General features: G+C 51.4%; 11 protein-coding genes and 1 tRNA gene. 5 read left to right on the top strand and 7 right to left on the bottom strand.

Annotated elements, in window-relative coordinates; translation table 11 throughout:
- Positions 1-70 precede the first annotated feature (70 nt).
- Positions 71-295, bottom strand: a complete 225-nt coding sequence (gene cspD / locus AABJ99_RS15320; protein WP_000410785.1) for a cold shock-like protein CspD — start codon at positions 293-295, stop codon at positions 71-73.
- A gap of 149 nt (positions 296-444) precedes the next feature.
- Between cspD and yljB the strand changes: the two genes are divergently transcribed.
- The 3 genes from yljB to clpA all read left to right on the top strand — a co-directional run bounded on the left by yljB (position 445) and on the right by clpA (position 3,245).
- On the top strand, positions 445-519 hold the full coding sequence (gene yljB / locus AABJ99_RS15315) for a protein YljB (protein WP_001406719.1): 75 nt from the start codon (positions 445-447) through the stop codon (positions 517-519).
- Positions 520-617: 98 nt separating this feature from the next.
- Entirely contained in the window at positions 618-938 is a 321-nt protein-coding gene (gene clpS, locus AABJ99_RS15310; protein WP_000520781.1) for an ATP-dependent Clp protease adapter ClpS, read from the top strand.
- Positions 939-968: 30 nt separating this feature from the next.
- Complete coding sequence (gene clpA / locus AABJ99_RS15305; RefSeq protein ID WP_000934050.1) at positions 969-3,245, top strand: ATP-dependent Clp protease ATP-binding subunit ClpA; 2,277 nt, start codon at positions 969-971, stop codon at positions 3,243-3,245.
- A gap of 407 nt (positions 3,246-3,652) precedes the next feature.
- Here the strand turns inward: clpA and AABJ99_RS15300 are convergent.
- The 6 genes from AABJ99_RS15300 to trxB form a co-directional block, all read right to left on the bottom strand.
- A tRNA-Ser gene (locus AABJ99_RS15300) sits at positions 3,653-3,740 on the bottom strand.
- A gap of 246 nt (positions 3,741-3,986) precedes the next feature.
- Positions 3,987-4,205, bottom strand: a complete 219-nt coding sequence (gene infA / locus AABJ99_RS15295) for a translation initiation factor IF-1 (RefSeq protein ID WP_039020463.1) — start codon at positions 4,203-4,205, stop codon at positions 3,987-3,989.
- 284 nt (positions 4,206-4,489) lie between these two features.
- Positions 4,490-5,194, bottom strand: coding sequence for a leucyl/phenylalanyl-tRNA--protein transferase (gene aat / locus AABJ99_RS15290; protein WP_001241667.1), 705 nt, complete (start codon positions 5,192-5,194; stop codon positions 4,490-4,492).
- A gap of 41 nt (positions 5,195-5,235) precedes the next feature.
- Positions 5,236-6,957 (bottom strand): heme ABC transporter ATP-binding protein/permease CydC, encoded by a 1,722-nt coding sequence (cydC, locus tag AABJ99_RS15285; protein ID WP_039020464.1) that lies wholly within the window; start codon positions 6,955-6,957, stop codon positions 5,236-5,238.
- Positions 6,958-8,724, bottom strand: coding sequence for a heme ABC transporter permease/ATP-binding protein CydD (gene cydD, locus AABJ99_RS15280; RefSeq protein WP_039020465.1), 1,767 nt, complete (start codon positions 8,722-8,724; stop codon positions 6,958-6,960).
- A 122-nt stretch (positions 8,725-8,846) separates the two neighbouring features.
- Positions 8,847-9,812: a thioredoxin-disulfide reductase gene (gene trxB / locus AABJ99_RS15275; protein ID WP_001385255.1), complete on the bottom strand. Its 966-nt coding sequence runs from the start codon at positions 9,810-9,812 to the stop codon at positions 8,847-8,849.
- A gap of 543 nt (positions 9,813-10,355) precedes the next feature.
- Between trxB and lrp the strand changes: the two genes are divergently transcribed.
- Both lrp and ftsK read left to right on the top strand, forming a co-directional pair.
- The gene (lrp, locus tag AABJ99_RS15270) at positions 10,356-10,850 is read left to right on the top strand and encodes a leucine-responsive transcriptional regulator Lrp (RefSeq protein ID WP_000228473.1); all 495 of its coding nucleotides are present in this window, start codon (positions 10,356-10,358) and stop codon (positions 10,848-10,850) included.
- Between the two features lie 134 nt (positions 10,851-10,984).
- Positions 10,985-15,052 carry a DNA translocase FtsK gene (gene ftsK, locus AABJ99_RS15265; RefSeq protein WP_338387367.1) on the top strand — a complete coding sequence of 1,356 codons (4,068 nt, stop codon included), beginning with the start codon at positions 10,985-10,987 and terminating at the stop codon, positions 15,050-15,052.
- Positions 15,053-15,069: the final 17 nt, after the last annotated feature.

The raw sequence follows: 15,069 nt of genomic DNA, 5'->3' as shown, positions 1-15,069 counted from the left end.
TTTGAGATAAAAATGCCAGCCGATCGGGCTGGCATTTTGCCTTTAGGATGTACACAATGAGACAGAAGAGCTATGCGACTGCCGCTTCTACTTCGACGGGCACAATAACACTGGCGTGATTGCCTTTTGGCCCCTGGTGGACATCAAACTGAACGGATTGTCCAGCTTTTAGCGTTCTGTAACCATCCATCTGAATGGTGGAATAATGAGCGAAAATATCTTCGCCGCCGCCTTCAGGGCAGATGAAACCAAACCCTTTGGCATTGTTGAACCACTTAACAGTACCCTTTTCCATGCTTCGACATCCTTCGCAAATCTTATACAAGTAAGATGGAATAAACCGGGGTCAGAGAGGGGGCTGTTCAAAACCTCGCCAACTCTAGAAATACAATTTAGAGAATTAGGGCGAGCCGTCAAGCATTTGACAGGGGCCAGGGGGCAGGTATGAATCAAAAATTTGAAGCAGTTAACGCTATTGACAGGAATGTGACAGATGTCGCTGATGCCAACGATAGATGATAGTTATCTATCATGTGGAGTAGATTGGTCAGGCAAATAAGCTCTTGTCAGCGGCAGGGCGTTCTGCCGATAACCGTAACCGAAGATGATAACTGACAATGGGTAAAACGAACGACTGGCTGGACTTTGATCAACTGGCGGAAGAAAAAGTTCGCGACGCGCTAAAACCGCCATCTATGTATAAAGTGATATTAGTCAATGATGATTACACTCCGATGGAGTTTGTTATTGACGTGTTACAAAAATTCTTTTCTTATGATGTAGAACGTGCAACGCAATTGATGCTCGCTGTTCACTACCAGGGGAAGGCCATTTGCGGAGTCTTTACCGCCGAGGTTGCAGAAACCAAAGTGGCGATGGTGAACAAGTACGCGAGGGAGAATGAGCATCCATTGCTGTGTACGCTAGAAAAAGCCTGAATGCAGGCATAAAAATTGGGGGAGGTGCCTATGCTCAATCAAGAACTGGAACTCAGTTTAAATATGGCTTTCGCCAGAGCGCGCGAGCACCGTCATGAGTTTATGACCGTCGAGCACTTGTTACTGGCGCTGCTCAGTAACCCATCTGCCCGGGAGGCGCTGGAAGCGTGTTCTGTGGATTTGGTTGCGCTCCGTCAGGAACTGGAAGCCTTTATTGAACAAACCACACCCGTTCTGCCTGCCAGTGAAGAGGAGCGCGACACACAGCCAACGCTGAGTTTTCAGCGTGTACTGCAACGTGCGGTCTTCCATGTCCAGTCCTCCGGTCGCAATGAGGTTACCGGTGCAAACGTTCTGGTCGCTATCTTTAGCGAACAGGAGTCGCAGGCGGCATATCTGTTGCGCAAACATGAAGTCAGCCGTCTCGATGTGGTGAACTTTATCTCTCATGGCACGCGTAAAGACGAGCCGACACAGTCTTCTGATCCTGGCAGCCAGCCAAACAGCGAAGAACAAGCTGGTGGGGAGGAACGTATGGAGAATTTCACGACGAACCTGAATCAGCTTGCGCGTGTGGGCGGAATCGACCCACTGATTGGTCGTGAGAAGGAGCTGGAGCGTGCTATTCAGGTTCTCTGCCGTCGCCGTAAAAACAACCCGCTGCTGGTGGGGGAATCCGGTGTCGGCAAAACCGCGATTGCGGAAGGTCTTGCCTGGCGAATTGTTCAGGGCGATGTGCCGGAAGTGATGGCTGACTGTACGATTTACTCTCTCGATATCGGTTCTCTGTTAGCGGGCACCAAATATCGCGGTGATTTTGAAAAACGCTTCAAAGCGCTGCTCAAACAACTGGAGCAGGATACTAACAGCATCCTGTTTATTGATGAGATCCACACCATTATCGGTGCGGGTGCAGCCTCTGGTGGTCAGGTTGATGCGGCTAACCTGATCAAACCGTTGCTCTCAAGCGGTAAAATTCGCGTAATTGGTTCGACAACCTATCAGGAGTTCAGCAACATTTTCGAGAAAGACCGTGCTCTGGCGCGTCGCTTCCAGAAAATTGATATTACTGAACCGTCGATCGAAGAAACCGTACAGATCATCAACGGCCTGAAACCGAAGTACGAAGCGCACCATGACGTGCGTTATACCGCAAAAGCGGTGCGTGCAGCGGTAGAGCTGGCGGTGAAATACATTAACGATCGTCATCTGCCGGATAAAGCCATTGACGTTATCGACGAAGCGGGCGCTCGCGCACGCCTGATGCCGGTAAGCAAACGCAAGAAAACCGTTAATGTGGCGGATATTGAGTCCGTGGTGGCCCGTATTGCGCGCATTCCAGAGAAGAGTGTTTCTCAGAGTGACCGCGATACCCTGAAAAACCTCAGCGATCGCCTGAAAATGCTGGTCTTCGGTCAGGATAAAGCCATTGAGGCGCTGACTGAAGCCATTAAGATGGCGCGTGCAGGTTTAGGTCACGAACATAAACCAGTCGGTTCGTTCCTGTTTGCCGGCCCTACCGGGGTCGGGAAAACAGAGGTGACGGTACAGCTTTCGAAAGCTTTGGGCATTGAGCTTCTGCGCTTTGATATGTCCGAGTATATGGAACGCCATACCGTCAGCCGTCTGATTGGTGCGCCTCCGGGATACGTTGGTTTTGATCAGGGCGGTTTGCTGACTGATGCGGTCATCAAGCATCCTCATGCGGTGCTGCTGCTGGACGAAATCGAGAAAGCGCACCCGGACGTGTTCAATATTCTGTTGCAGGTGATGGACAACGGTACGCTGACCGATAACAACGGACGCAAAGCGGACTTCCGTAACGTGGTGCTGGTGATGACCACTAATGCCGGGGTACGGGAAACTGAGCGTAAATCCATTGGTCTTATCCACCAGGATAACAGCACCGATGCGATGGAAGAGATCAAGAAGATCTTTACACCGGAATTCCGTAACCGTCTCGACAACATTATCTGGTTCGATCATCTCTCCACCGACGTGATCCATCAGGTAGTGGATAAATTCATCGTCGAGTTGCAGGTTCAGTTGGATCAGAAAGGTGTTTCTCTGGAAGTGAGCCAGGAAGCGCGTAACTGGCTGGCCGAGAAAGGTTACGACCGGGCAATGGGCGCACGTCCGATGGCACGTGTCATCCAGGACAACCTGAAAAAACCGCTCGCCAACGAACTGTTGTTTGGTTCGCTGGTGGACGGCGGTCAGGTCACCGTCGCGCTGGATAAAGAGAAAAATGAGCTGACTTACGGATTCCAGAGTGCACAAAAGCACAAGGCGGAAGCAGCGCATTAATCTAATTGTTAGGTAGGTTGGTGAAGTCCGTAATCTCGAAAGAGGTTACGGACTTTTTATTTATGGGGTGGAGGAGGTTCAGACCCTTTTTTTGATGATGATGGTAAGTTGTTGATAAGTAGTGCAGCTGAAAGGTAAGGATAAAAAAGGGGGGGGCAGCAGGAAAATGAGATGGTTTTGCTTTATTAACAACGGGCTAGACGTGTAGTATTTGAGTTCACTGCCGTACAGGCAGCTTAGAAAACTATTCCCTGGTTTTGATGCTTTGTAATTTTGTTCACTGCCGTACAGGCAGCTTAGAAAGCCAACCGAAAGAAAAACTCGATTTTTATACCGTTCACTGCCGTACAGGCAGATAAAATGCGAAAAAAAAAGCCCGTACTTTCGTACGAGCTCTTCTTCAAATATGGCGGTGAGGGGGGGATTCGAACCCCCGATACGTTGCCGTATACACACTTTCCAGGCGTGCTCCTTCAGCCACTCGGACACCTCACCAAATTGTTTTGCTGCCTGACCTCATGGGGGGCAACGGGGCGCTACTATAGGGAGTTGGAGTAAAACGGTCAAGAAGAATTTTACTGACAATTCTCGTTTGCTCATACTGTAAACAAGTTGTGCAGTATATCTACATCGAGACAAGTTATGTACTTATACTTCCAGCGTTCTTCGTACAAAATAAAAAGGCCGGTTAAACCGACCTTTTACGCGTTCTTTCTCTTCGCCCATCAGGCGGTAAAACAATCAGCGACTACGGAAGACAATGCGGCCTTTGCTCAGGTCGTACGGGGTCAGCTCAACACTCACTTTGTCGCCCGTCAGGATGCGGATGTAGTTTTTACGCATTTTACCGGAGATGTGTGCAGTAACCACGTGACCGTTTTCTAACTCTACGCGGAACATGGTGTTAGGCAACGTTTCAAGAACGGTACCTTGCATTTCAATATTGTCTTCTTTGGCCATCTAATCCTCTGGGGTATCACTACCGTAATTTGAACCGGCAAGATAATGCCGAAGTTCTGTAAATAAGTAAAGATTTGCGCGCTAAATCGCAACAAACAGGTTCGGCACATTACTCCGAAAACACACGGCTAAGCCGCACCAAAAGCGCAACGTATAAGGGAGCGGTGAGATAAACGATGGGCGTTACCTGACGCGAAAAATTCCTTATCGGCAGCGGGGTAATGAGCGTAACCAACTCTGCGACCGCAATTATAACACTCTGGGGAGAAATGTGCCGAAAACATTCATTCTTGTGGTGAAAACAAGCATCGTGGTACCCAGAAATTATTCGGCAATCGTCCGAGGCGCATTTGGTTGAGATAATTCAGATAATCCCGGCGGGGAATTTCGCAGGCACCAAGCGACGCTGTGTGATCGTTAAGTACCTGGCAGTCGATAAGTTTACCGCCATGACCAATAAATTCCTCACAGAATACCAGAAGCGCCGTTTTAGACGCATTTTCCATCCGGCTGAACATGGACTCGCCACAAAATAGCGTTCCCTGGGCCACGCCGTACATACCGCCAACAAGCTCATCTTCACACCAGACTTCGATGGAGTGGGCATGACCGAGTTCGTGAAGACGATGGTAGGCTTCGACCACGCCACGCGTGATCCAGGTTCCTTCTTCGCGATCGCTGGCACAGCCTTCAATGACCTGACCAAAGGCGTAATTCATCGTGACACGATAGGGCGAGCGTTTATGAAATCGTTTCATACTACGGCTGATATGTAATGATTCAGGCCATAGCACCGCGCGGGGATCGGGCGACCACCAGAGGATGGGGTCGCCTGGAGAAAACCACGGGAAAATACCACGCTGATACGCCATTAACAGGCGCGCAGGGCTAAGATCGCCCCCCAGTGCCAGCAGGCCGTTAGGCTCACGTAATGCGCCTTCCGGGGAAGGGAAGGCTATTGAATGGCGAGAAAGCTGAACCAGGCGCATGACCGCAAAACTCCACGCAAGTCGGATCGTTCAATAATAGCTTACAAACCCTGCTTAAACTGGTAATAACGCCCCTGTAGGGCAAGCAGTTCTGCGTGAGTACCTTGCTCAATAATGTGTCCGTTGTCCATCACTATTATTTGCTGGAAACGAGAGAGCCCGCGAAGTCGATGGGTGACCATTAACACCGTTTTCTCACGCATCATTTCTGCAAGTAATTCAAGGATCTGACTTTCAGTTGTGGCATCTAAGCCTTCGGTAGGTTCATCCAGCAATACCAGTGGCGCATCATGTAACAGCGCACGGGCGATAGCCAGACGGCGCAGTTCACCACCGGAGAGCTGGCGTCCGCCTTCACCTAACCAACTGTTGAGACCTGCATCCTCGAGCAGCTTCTCCAGACCAACTCGACGCAAGATCTCCGCCAAAACTTCATCACTACTGCCAGGCGAGGCGAGTAACAGATTATCACGCAGTGTGGCGCTAAACAGATGCACTCGCTGTGGCACAACGCTGATGGTCTGTCGTAGAGTTGCTTCGTTCAGGCTGGCTATGGGGCTATCGTTAATTAAAATTTCGCCCTGTTGCGGGTCCCATGCGCGGGTCAGCAGTTGTAACAATGTTGATTTACCGCATCCGGTTCGCCCGAGAATCGCCATATGTTCTCCGGCGTTTACCTGAAGAGAAATCCCTTTAAGTGCCTGTTGGGACTGCTCCGGATAAGTGAACTGAACATCCCGTAACGTCAGCGAAACGCAATCGGCAACACGAGTTTGGGTATCAGGGAAGGTGACTTCAGGTTTTTGATCCGTTAAATCGGTGATCCGTACGGCAGAGGCAATGACTTGCCCCAGATGCTGAAATGCACCCGTTACTGGTGCCAGTGCTTCAAACGCGGCTAACGCACAGAAGACAAACAGGGCAATTAACGCGCCTGGTTGAGTATTGCCACCAACGCCGCCAGACGCCATCCACAGCATCAGGATCACCGCTAACGCGCCAATTAACAGCATTATTGCTTGCGACAAAGCTGTCAGTTCAGATTGACGGCGTTGCGCTTCCAGCCACTGAATTTCAGTATTCTCTAATTGCGTGCGATAACGATCGCTGGCACCAAAAATGGTCAGCTCAGCTTGCCCTTGCAGCCAGGCTGTCAGTTGTTGGCGATACTGCCCGCGAAGATGAGTCAGATTTTGCCCGGTGCTTTTTCCCGCACGATAAAACAGCGGTGGCATCAGGAAAAGCGTCAGTAACATAATGCCACCCAGCGTAAAGGCGAGGGTGAAATCAAGAAAACTTAACCCGATAGTCACCACCATAATCACTACAAAAGCGCCTACCAGCGGCGAGATAACGCGCAGGTAAAGATGATCGAGCGTATCAACATCCGCCACGACGCGGTTGAGCAATTCGCCCTGACGATAGCGCGCCAGTCCGGCAGGGGAGAGGGGTAGCAATTTGCTGAAGGTGTAAATGCGCAGATGCTGCAACACGCGGAAAGTCGCGTCATGGCTCACCAGACGTTCAAAATAACGCCCGGCGGTACGGGTGATTGCTGCGCCACGCACGCCTGCAGCGGGTAGCATATAGTTGAAGCTATACAGTCCTGCAACGCCCGCCACCGCTGAGGCGGAGAGGAACCAGCCGGAAAGTGTCAACAGACCGATACTGGCGAGCAGTGTGACAATTGCCAGCACAATACCAAGGCTTAACATCCATTTATGACGTTTATACAGAGCCAGATAGGGTAGCAAAGCGCGCATTTAAATCTCCTCCTGACGATGGGCCAGCAATGTGGCAAAAGGACCGTTAGCCACGCTTAATTCCGCGTAACGTCCTTGCTCGATAATCTGACCATCCTGCATTACCCAAATGACATCCCAGTCAGCAAGATCTTCTAACTGGTGGGTGACCATTAACGTTGTCTGGCGCAGAGAGGCGGCATTCAGCGCCTCCATTACGCGCTGTTCACTGTGAGCATCAAGGCTTGCTGCGGGTTCATCCAACAGTAATAGCGAACAGGGATTCAGTAATGCACGCGCCACCGCCACACGTTGTGCCTGGCCTACGGAAAGGCGGGCAGCCTGGTCGCCAACAGGCGTATCAACTCCTTGTGGCAGGAGCGGTAGAAACTCACTGACCCACGCGTTATCCAGTGCTGTTTGTAACTCTTGTTCGCTGGCATCAGGTCGTGCCAGCAGTACGTTATCTCGTAGTGTTGCTGCTGGTAATTGTGGATTTTGACCAACCCAGGAGAGATGCTTACGCCATGATTCTGGTGATAAATCACGTAATTCTATTCCGTTGATTCGTAGCGATCCCTGATATGAAAGAAAACCGGAAAGCGCATTCAGTAGTGAGCTTTTACCTGAACCGCTACGACCAACCAACACCGCTCGTTGGCCTGCTGGCAAAGTAAAGTTCAACGGACCTGCCAGCGTTTTACCTTCCGGCGACGTGATAAACAGATCCTCGGCCTCAATGGTCACCGGATCGGCCGACGTTAATTCAGCCTCACCGCGCTGCGGATGGGCGAGCGGGGTTTCCATAAACGTTTTCAGACTGTCTGCCGCGCCAACAGCCTGGGCTTTAGCATGATAAAACGTACCCAGATCGCGCAATGGCTGGAAAAACTCCGGCGCAAGGATCAGGGCCAGAAACCCCGCAGCCAGCGTCACGCCAGTATCGTAGTGCCCAAAATCCAGCTCACCGAGATAGGAAAAACCAAAGTAGACCGCCACCAGAGCAATTGACAGCGAGGTAAAAAATTCGAGAATGCCGGAGGATAAAAACGCCAGCCGTAGCACTTCCATTGTCCGTTGGCGGAAATCTTCCGAAGCAGAACGAATACTTTCAATTTCAGCTTCACCACGACCAAAAATACGCAATGTTTCCATGCCGCGCAGGCGATCGAGGAAATGTCCACTTAAGCGAGCAAGAGCGAGAAAGTTGCGTCGGTTAGCATCGGCAGCCCCCATTCCAACCAGCGCCATAAATAACGGAATTAACGGAGCAGTGCCCAGCAGAATGAGCGCCGCAGCCCAGTTAGAGGGGAAGATCGCCACCACAATCAGCAACGGCACCGACACTGCCAGCGCCATTTGCGGCAGGTAGCGTGCATAGTAATCATGCATATCGTCAATTTGCTCGAGTACCAGCGTCGCCCAGCTCCCCGCCGGTTTACCCTGAATCCACGCTGGCCCTGCTTGTTGCAGACGGTCGAGAACCTGACGTCGGATGGCAAAGCGGATATGCTGCCCGGCGTGATAACCCACCCGTTCTCGTAACCAGACCACCCATGCGCGCAGTACAAAGGTCAGAACCAATAACGTAAAGGGAAGCAGCAGGGCTTCACGGGGAATATTCTCCATAATCATATGTTGCAGAATTCGCGCCATGAACCAGGCCTGGGCAATGATCAATATGCCGCTCACAAAGCCCAGTAGACGAGAAATATTCAGCCAACGTTGGGAGATGACGCTTTGCTGTTTTAACCAGCGGGTTAACTCTTTTTGACGGGATTTATTCATTGCACGCTTAGCAGGTGAGTTATCAGAATTATTTGCAGAGCAATGTTACAACGGGGAAAAAATAAAGGCGACCCATAGTCGCATGGTGTCGCCTTCTTTACTTTTGTTACTGATTTGTAAAATTATTTTGCGTCAGCTAAACCATCGAGGTAGCGTTCCGCATCAAGTGCCGCCATGCAGCCTGTACCCGCAGATGTAATGGCCTGGCGATAAATGTGATCCATCACGTCGCCTGCGGCAAAGACGCCAGGGATGCTGGTCTGGGTGGCATTACCATGAATACCCGACTGCACTTTGATGTAGCCGTTTTCCAGTTCCAGCTGCCCTTCGAAAATAGCCGTGTTCGGGCTGTGGCCGATAGCAACAAACAGACCGGCAACGTCGAGTGACTCGATATTATCGGTGTTTTGCGTATCGCGCAGACGAACGCCAGTGACGCCCATCTGATCGCCGGTCACTTCTTCCAGCGTACGGTTGGTGTGCAGAATAATGTTGCCGTTCTCCACTTTATCCATCAGACGCTTAATGAGGATTTTTTCCGCGCGGAAACCATCTCGGCGGTGAATCAGATGAACTTCCGAAGCGATGTTAGACAGATACAGCGCCTCTTCAACCGCGGTATTGCCGCCGCCGATGACCGCAACTTTCTGGTTACGATAGAAGAAACCGTCGCAGGTTGCACAAGCAGAAACTCCACGCCCTTTAAAGGCTTCTTCAGAGGGCAGGCCGAGATAGCGTGCAGAAGCTCCGGTGGCAATAATCAGCGCGTCGCAAGTGTATTCGCCGCTATCGCCAGTCAGACGGAACGGACGATTCTGCAAATCAACTTTGTTGATGTGATCAAAGATGATTTCAGTTTCAAATTTGGTGGCATGTTCGTGCATACGCTCCATTAATAACGGACCGGTCAGATCGTTTGGATCGCCAGGCCAGTTTTCCACTTCCGTGGTGGTGGTCAGTTGGCCGCCTTTTTCCATGCCGGTAATCAGCACAGGTTGCAGGTTGGCGCGCGCCGCGTAGACAGCAGCGGTGTATCCCGCCGGGCCTGAACCCAGGATAAGCAGTTTACTGTGTTTGGTCGTGCCCATGAGATCCCCATAGTTGTTGGCAGACAATGGGCAGGATTGTAGGGAATTTACAGACGTAAAAAAAGAGTATGACGATTTTGTTAACAATTTGTGCAATCGGCAGTATCGATAAGCAGGTCAAATTCTCCCGTCATTATCACCTCTGCTACTTAAATTTCCCGCGTTATAAGCCGATTAAATGATGAATAAACGCCCCTGTTAATGAATATCTGGCATGTTGTACTAAAAATCGATGTTTTGCTTTGACAATCCCCTGGTGTTTTGCGAAAACATTCGAGGAAGAAAAAAAACAGTATTCTTATATGCGCATAACCATGCATGTAAATACCATGTTTACCGTGCTAGTGAAATCTACGTATGGCGTGGACAGACGCCATTCGTGATGTCGATAGCTGCCACCAGGCAACGGTCTTCTCACCGTAGACCAGGCATTGCGCGCCGTGAATCTTAATGATTTCGGTCTATCGTGACGGGTAGCGACTCTGAACAGTGATGTTTCAGGGTCAGACAGGAGTAGGGAAGGAATACAGAGAGACAATAATAATGGTAGATAGCAAGAAGCGCCCTGGCAAAGATCTCGACCGTATCGATCGTAACATTCTTAATGAGTTGCAAAAGGATGGGCGTATTTCTAACGTCGAGCTTTCTAAACGTGTGGGACTTTCCCCAACGCCGTGCCTTGAGCGTGTGCGTCGGCTGGAAAGACAAGGGTTTATTCAGGGCTATACAGCGCTGCTGAACCCCCATTATCTGGATGCATCACTTCTGGTATTCGTTGAGATTACTCTGAATCGTGGCGCACCGGATGTGTTTGAACAATTCAATACCGCTGTACAAAAACTTGAAGAAATTCAGGAGTGTCATTTAGTATCCGGTGATTTCGACTACCTGTTGAAAACACGCGTGCCGGATATGTCGGCTTACCGTAAGTTGTTGGGGGAAACCCTGCTGCGTCTGCCTGGCGTCAATGACACGCGGACATACGTTGTTATGGAAGAAGTCAAGCAGAGTAATCGTCTGGTTATTAAGACGCGCTAACACGGAACAGGTGCAAAATCGGCGTATTTTGATTACACTCCTGTTAATCCATACAGCAACAGTACTAGGGTAACCTGGTACTGTTGTCCGTTTTAGCATCGGGCAGGAAAAGCCTGTAACCTGGAGAGCCTTTCTTGAGCCAGGAATACACTGAAGACAAAGAAGTCACATTGACAAAGTTAAGTAGCGGCCGCCGACTTCTGGAGGCGTTGCTGATCCTTATTGTCCTGTTTGCCGTCTGGTTGATGGTTGCCTTACTAAGCTTTAACCCTTCGGACCCCAGCTGGTCGCAAACGGCCTGGCATGAGCCTATCCATAATTTAGGTGGAATGCCCGGTGCGTGGCTGGCAGATACGCTGTTCTTTATTTTTGGCGTGATGGCTTACACCATTCCCGTCATTATCGTCGGCGGTTGTTGGTTTGCCTGGCGTCATCAGTCCAGTGACGAATACATTGATTATTTTGCCGTTTCGCTACGCATCATTGGCGTTTTGGCGCTCATCCTTACCTCCTGTGGTCTGGCGGCAATCAACGCTGACGATATCTGGTATTTTGCCTCCGGTGGCGTCATTGGCAGCTTACTAAGCACTACGCTACAACCACTGCTACACAGTAGCGGGGGAACTATTGCGCTGCTCTGCGTTTGGGCAGCGGGCCTGACGCTGTTCACCGGTTGGTCATGGGTGACCATTGCTGAAAAACTCGGCGGCTGGATTTTAAACATTCTCACCTTCGCCAGTAATCGTACCCGTCGCGATGATACCTGGGTCGATGAAGATGAGTATGAAGACGACGAAGAATATGAAGATGAAAATCACGGCAAACAGCATGAATCACGCCGTGCCCGTATTCTTCGCGGCGCGTTAGCGCGTCGTAAACGTCTGGCGGAAAAATTCATTAATCCGATGGGGCGGCAAACAGATGCTGCGTTGTTCTCCGGTAAGCGGATGGATGATGAAGAAGAGATTACCTACACTGCACGCGGTGTGGCTGCCGACCCTGACGACGTCCTCTTTTCGGGCAATCGTGCAACGCAGCCAGAATATGACGAATACGATCCATTATTAAACGGTGCGCCAATTACCGAACCTGTTGCTGTAGCAGCTGCTGCTACCACGGCGACACAAAGCTGGGCTGCACCGGTTGAACCTGTGACTCAGACGCCGCCAGTTGCCTCTGTTGATGTTCCACCTGCGCAACCTACAGTAGCCTGGCAGCCTGTACCGGGGCCACAAACGGGAGAGCCGGTTATTGCTCCTGCACCGGAAGGTTACCCTCAGCAGCCACAATATGCGCAGCCTGCAGTGCAATATAATGAGCCGCTGCAACAACCTGTACAGCCACAGCAGCCGTATTATGCGCCTGCGGCGGAACAACCTGTGCAACAACCTTACTACGCTCCTGCGGCGGAACAACCTGTTCAGCAGCCGTATTACACAACTGCGGCGGAACAGTCTGCGCAACAGCCGTATTACGCCCCTGCGCCAGAACAACCGGTGGCAGGTAACGCCTGGCAAGCCGAAGAGCAGCAATCCACTTTTGCTCCACAGTCTACATACCAGACTGAGCAAACTTATCAGCAGCCAGCCGCTCAGGAGCCGTTGTACCAACAGCCGCAACCCGTTGAACAGCAGCCTGTTGTGGAGCCTGAACCCGTTGTAGAAGAGACAAAACCCACGCGTCCGCCGCTTTACTATTTTGAAGAAGTGGAAGAGAAGCGAGCCCGTGAACGTGAACAACTTGCGGCCTGGTATCAACCGATTCCAGAACCGGTTAAAGAACCGGAACCGATCAAATCTTCGCTGAAAGCACCTTCTGTTGCAGCAGTACCTCCAGTAGAAGCCGCTGCCGCTGTTTCTCCGCTGGCATCTGGTGTGAAAAAAGCGACACTGGCGACGGGGGCTGCCGCAACCGTTGCCGCGACAGTTTTCAGTCTGGCAAATAGTGGTGGACCGCGTCCGCAGGTCAAAGAGGGGATTGGCCCGCAGTTGCCACGACCGAAACGCATCCGCGTGCCAACTCGTCGTGAACTGGCGTCTTACGGTATTAAGCTGCCCTCACAGCGTGCGGCAGAAGAAAAAGCCCGTGAAGCCCAGCGCAATCAGTACGATTCCGGCGATCATTATAACGATGATGAAATCGATGCGATGCAGCAGGATGAACTGGCGCGTCAGTTCGCCCAGACGCAGCAGCAACGCTATGGCGAACAGTATCAACATGATGTGCCCGTGAATACAGAAGATGCAGATGCTGCGGCAGAGGCAGAACTGGCTCGTCAGTTTGCTCAAACTCAACAACAACGTTATTCCGGCGAACAACCGGCTGGGGCGAATCCGTTCTCGCTGGATGATTTCGAATTTTCGCCAATGAAAGCTTTGCTGGATGATGGGCCACACGAACCGCTGTTTACGCCAATTGTTGAACCTGTACAGCAGCCGCAACAACCGGTAGTGCCGCAGCAGCAATACCAGCAGCCACAACAACCGGTTGCACCGCAGCAGCAATATCAGCAGCCGCAACAGCCGGTTGCACCACAGCCGCAGTATCAGCAGCCACAACAGCCGGTTGCACCACAGCAGCAATATCAGCAGCCGCAACAGCCAGTTGCGCCGCAGCCGCAGTATCAGCAGCCACAACAACCGGTTGTGCCGCAGCCGCAGGATACCCTGCTTCATCCACTGTTGATGCGCAATGGCGACAGCCGTCCGTTGCATAAACCGACGACGCCGCTGCCTTCTCTGGATTTGCTGACACCGCCACCGAGCGAAGTGGAACCGGTAGATACCTTTGCGCTTGAACAAATGGCGCGCCTGGTGGAAGCGCGTCTGGCTGATTTCCGTATTAAAGCCGATGTCGTCAATTACTCTCCGGGACCGGTTATCACTCGCTTTGAATTGAATCTGGCACCGGGCGTAAAAGCGGCGCGCATTTCTAACTTGTCTCGTGACCTTGCCCGTTCACTTTCGACGGTGGCGGTGCGTGTCGTTGAAGTTATTCCTGGCAAACCTTATGTAGGTCTGGAGTTACCGAATAAAAAACGACAAACCGTTTATCTGCGCGAAGTGCTTGATAATGCGAAGTTCCGCGATAATCCGTCACCATTAACTGTGGTGCTGGGTAAAGATATCGCCGGTGAGCCGGTGGTTGCCGATCTGGCGAAGATGCCGCACTTGTTGGTTGCGGGGACTACCGGTTCCGGTAAATCTGTCGGTGTGAACGCGATGATCCTGAGCATGCTTTATAAAGCACAGCCAGAAGATGTGCGTTTCATCATGATCGACCCGAAAATGCTGGAGCTTTCGGTTTATGAAGGCATTCCGCACCTGTTAACGGAAGTTGTTACCGATATGAAAGATGCCGCCAACGCGCTGCGCTGGTGTGTTAACGAGATGGAGCGTCGTTACAAACTGATGTCTGCGCTGGGTGTGCGTAATCTGGCGGGTTATAACGAAAAAATTGCTGAAGCCGATCGCATGATGCGTCCGATTCCAGACCCGTACTGGAAGCCGGGTGACAGTATGGATGCCCAGCATCCGGTGCTGAAAAAAGAACCGTACATTGTGGTGTTGGTGGACGAATTTGCCGACCTGATGATGACGGTAGGTAAAAAAGTGGAAGAGCTGATAGCACGTCTGGCGCAAAAAGCCCGTGCTGCAGGTATCCACCTCGTACTGGCAACGCAGCGTCCATCGGTTGATGTTATTACTGGTCTGATTAAAGCGAATATTCCGACCCGTATCGCCTTTACCGTATCCAGTAAGATTGACTCACGTACCATTCTTGATCAGGCTGGCGCGGAATCCCTGCTGGGTATGGGGGATATGCTCTACTCTGGGCCGAACTCCACGCTGCCAGTACGTGTCCACGGTGCTTTTGTTCGCGATCAGGAAGTTCATGCCGTAGTACAGGACTGGAAAGCGCGTGGTCGCCCACAATATGTTGATGGCATCACCTCCGACAGCGAAAGCGAAGGTGGTGCGGGTGGTTTCGATGGCGCTGAAGAACTGGATCCGTTGTTCGATCAGGCAGTGCAGTTTGTCACTGAAAAACGCAAAGCGTCAATTTCAGGCGTACAGCGTCAGTTCCGCATTGGTTATAACCGTGCGGCGCGGATTATCGAACAGATGGAAGCGCAGGGGATTGTCAGCGAACAGGGGCACAATGGTAATCGTGAAGTGCTGGCCCCACCTCCGTTTGACTAATTAGAGTATCGTAGGCC

Origin of the sequence: Escherichia coli (genome assembly GCF_036503815.1) — a bacterium.
GTDB lineage: Bacteria > Pseudomonadota > Gammaproteobacteria > Enterobacterales > Enterobacteriaceae > Escherichia > Escherichia coli_F.
The sequence above is the reverse complement of the archived record's forward strand: the minus strand, read 5'-3'. Positions and strand labels throughout refer to the sequence as shown.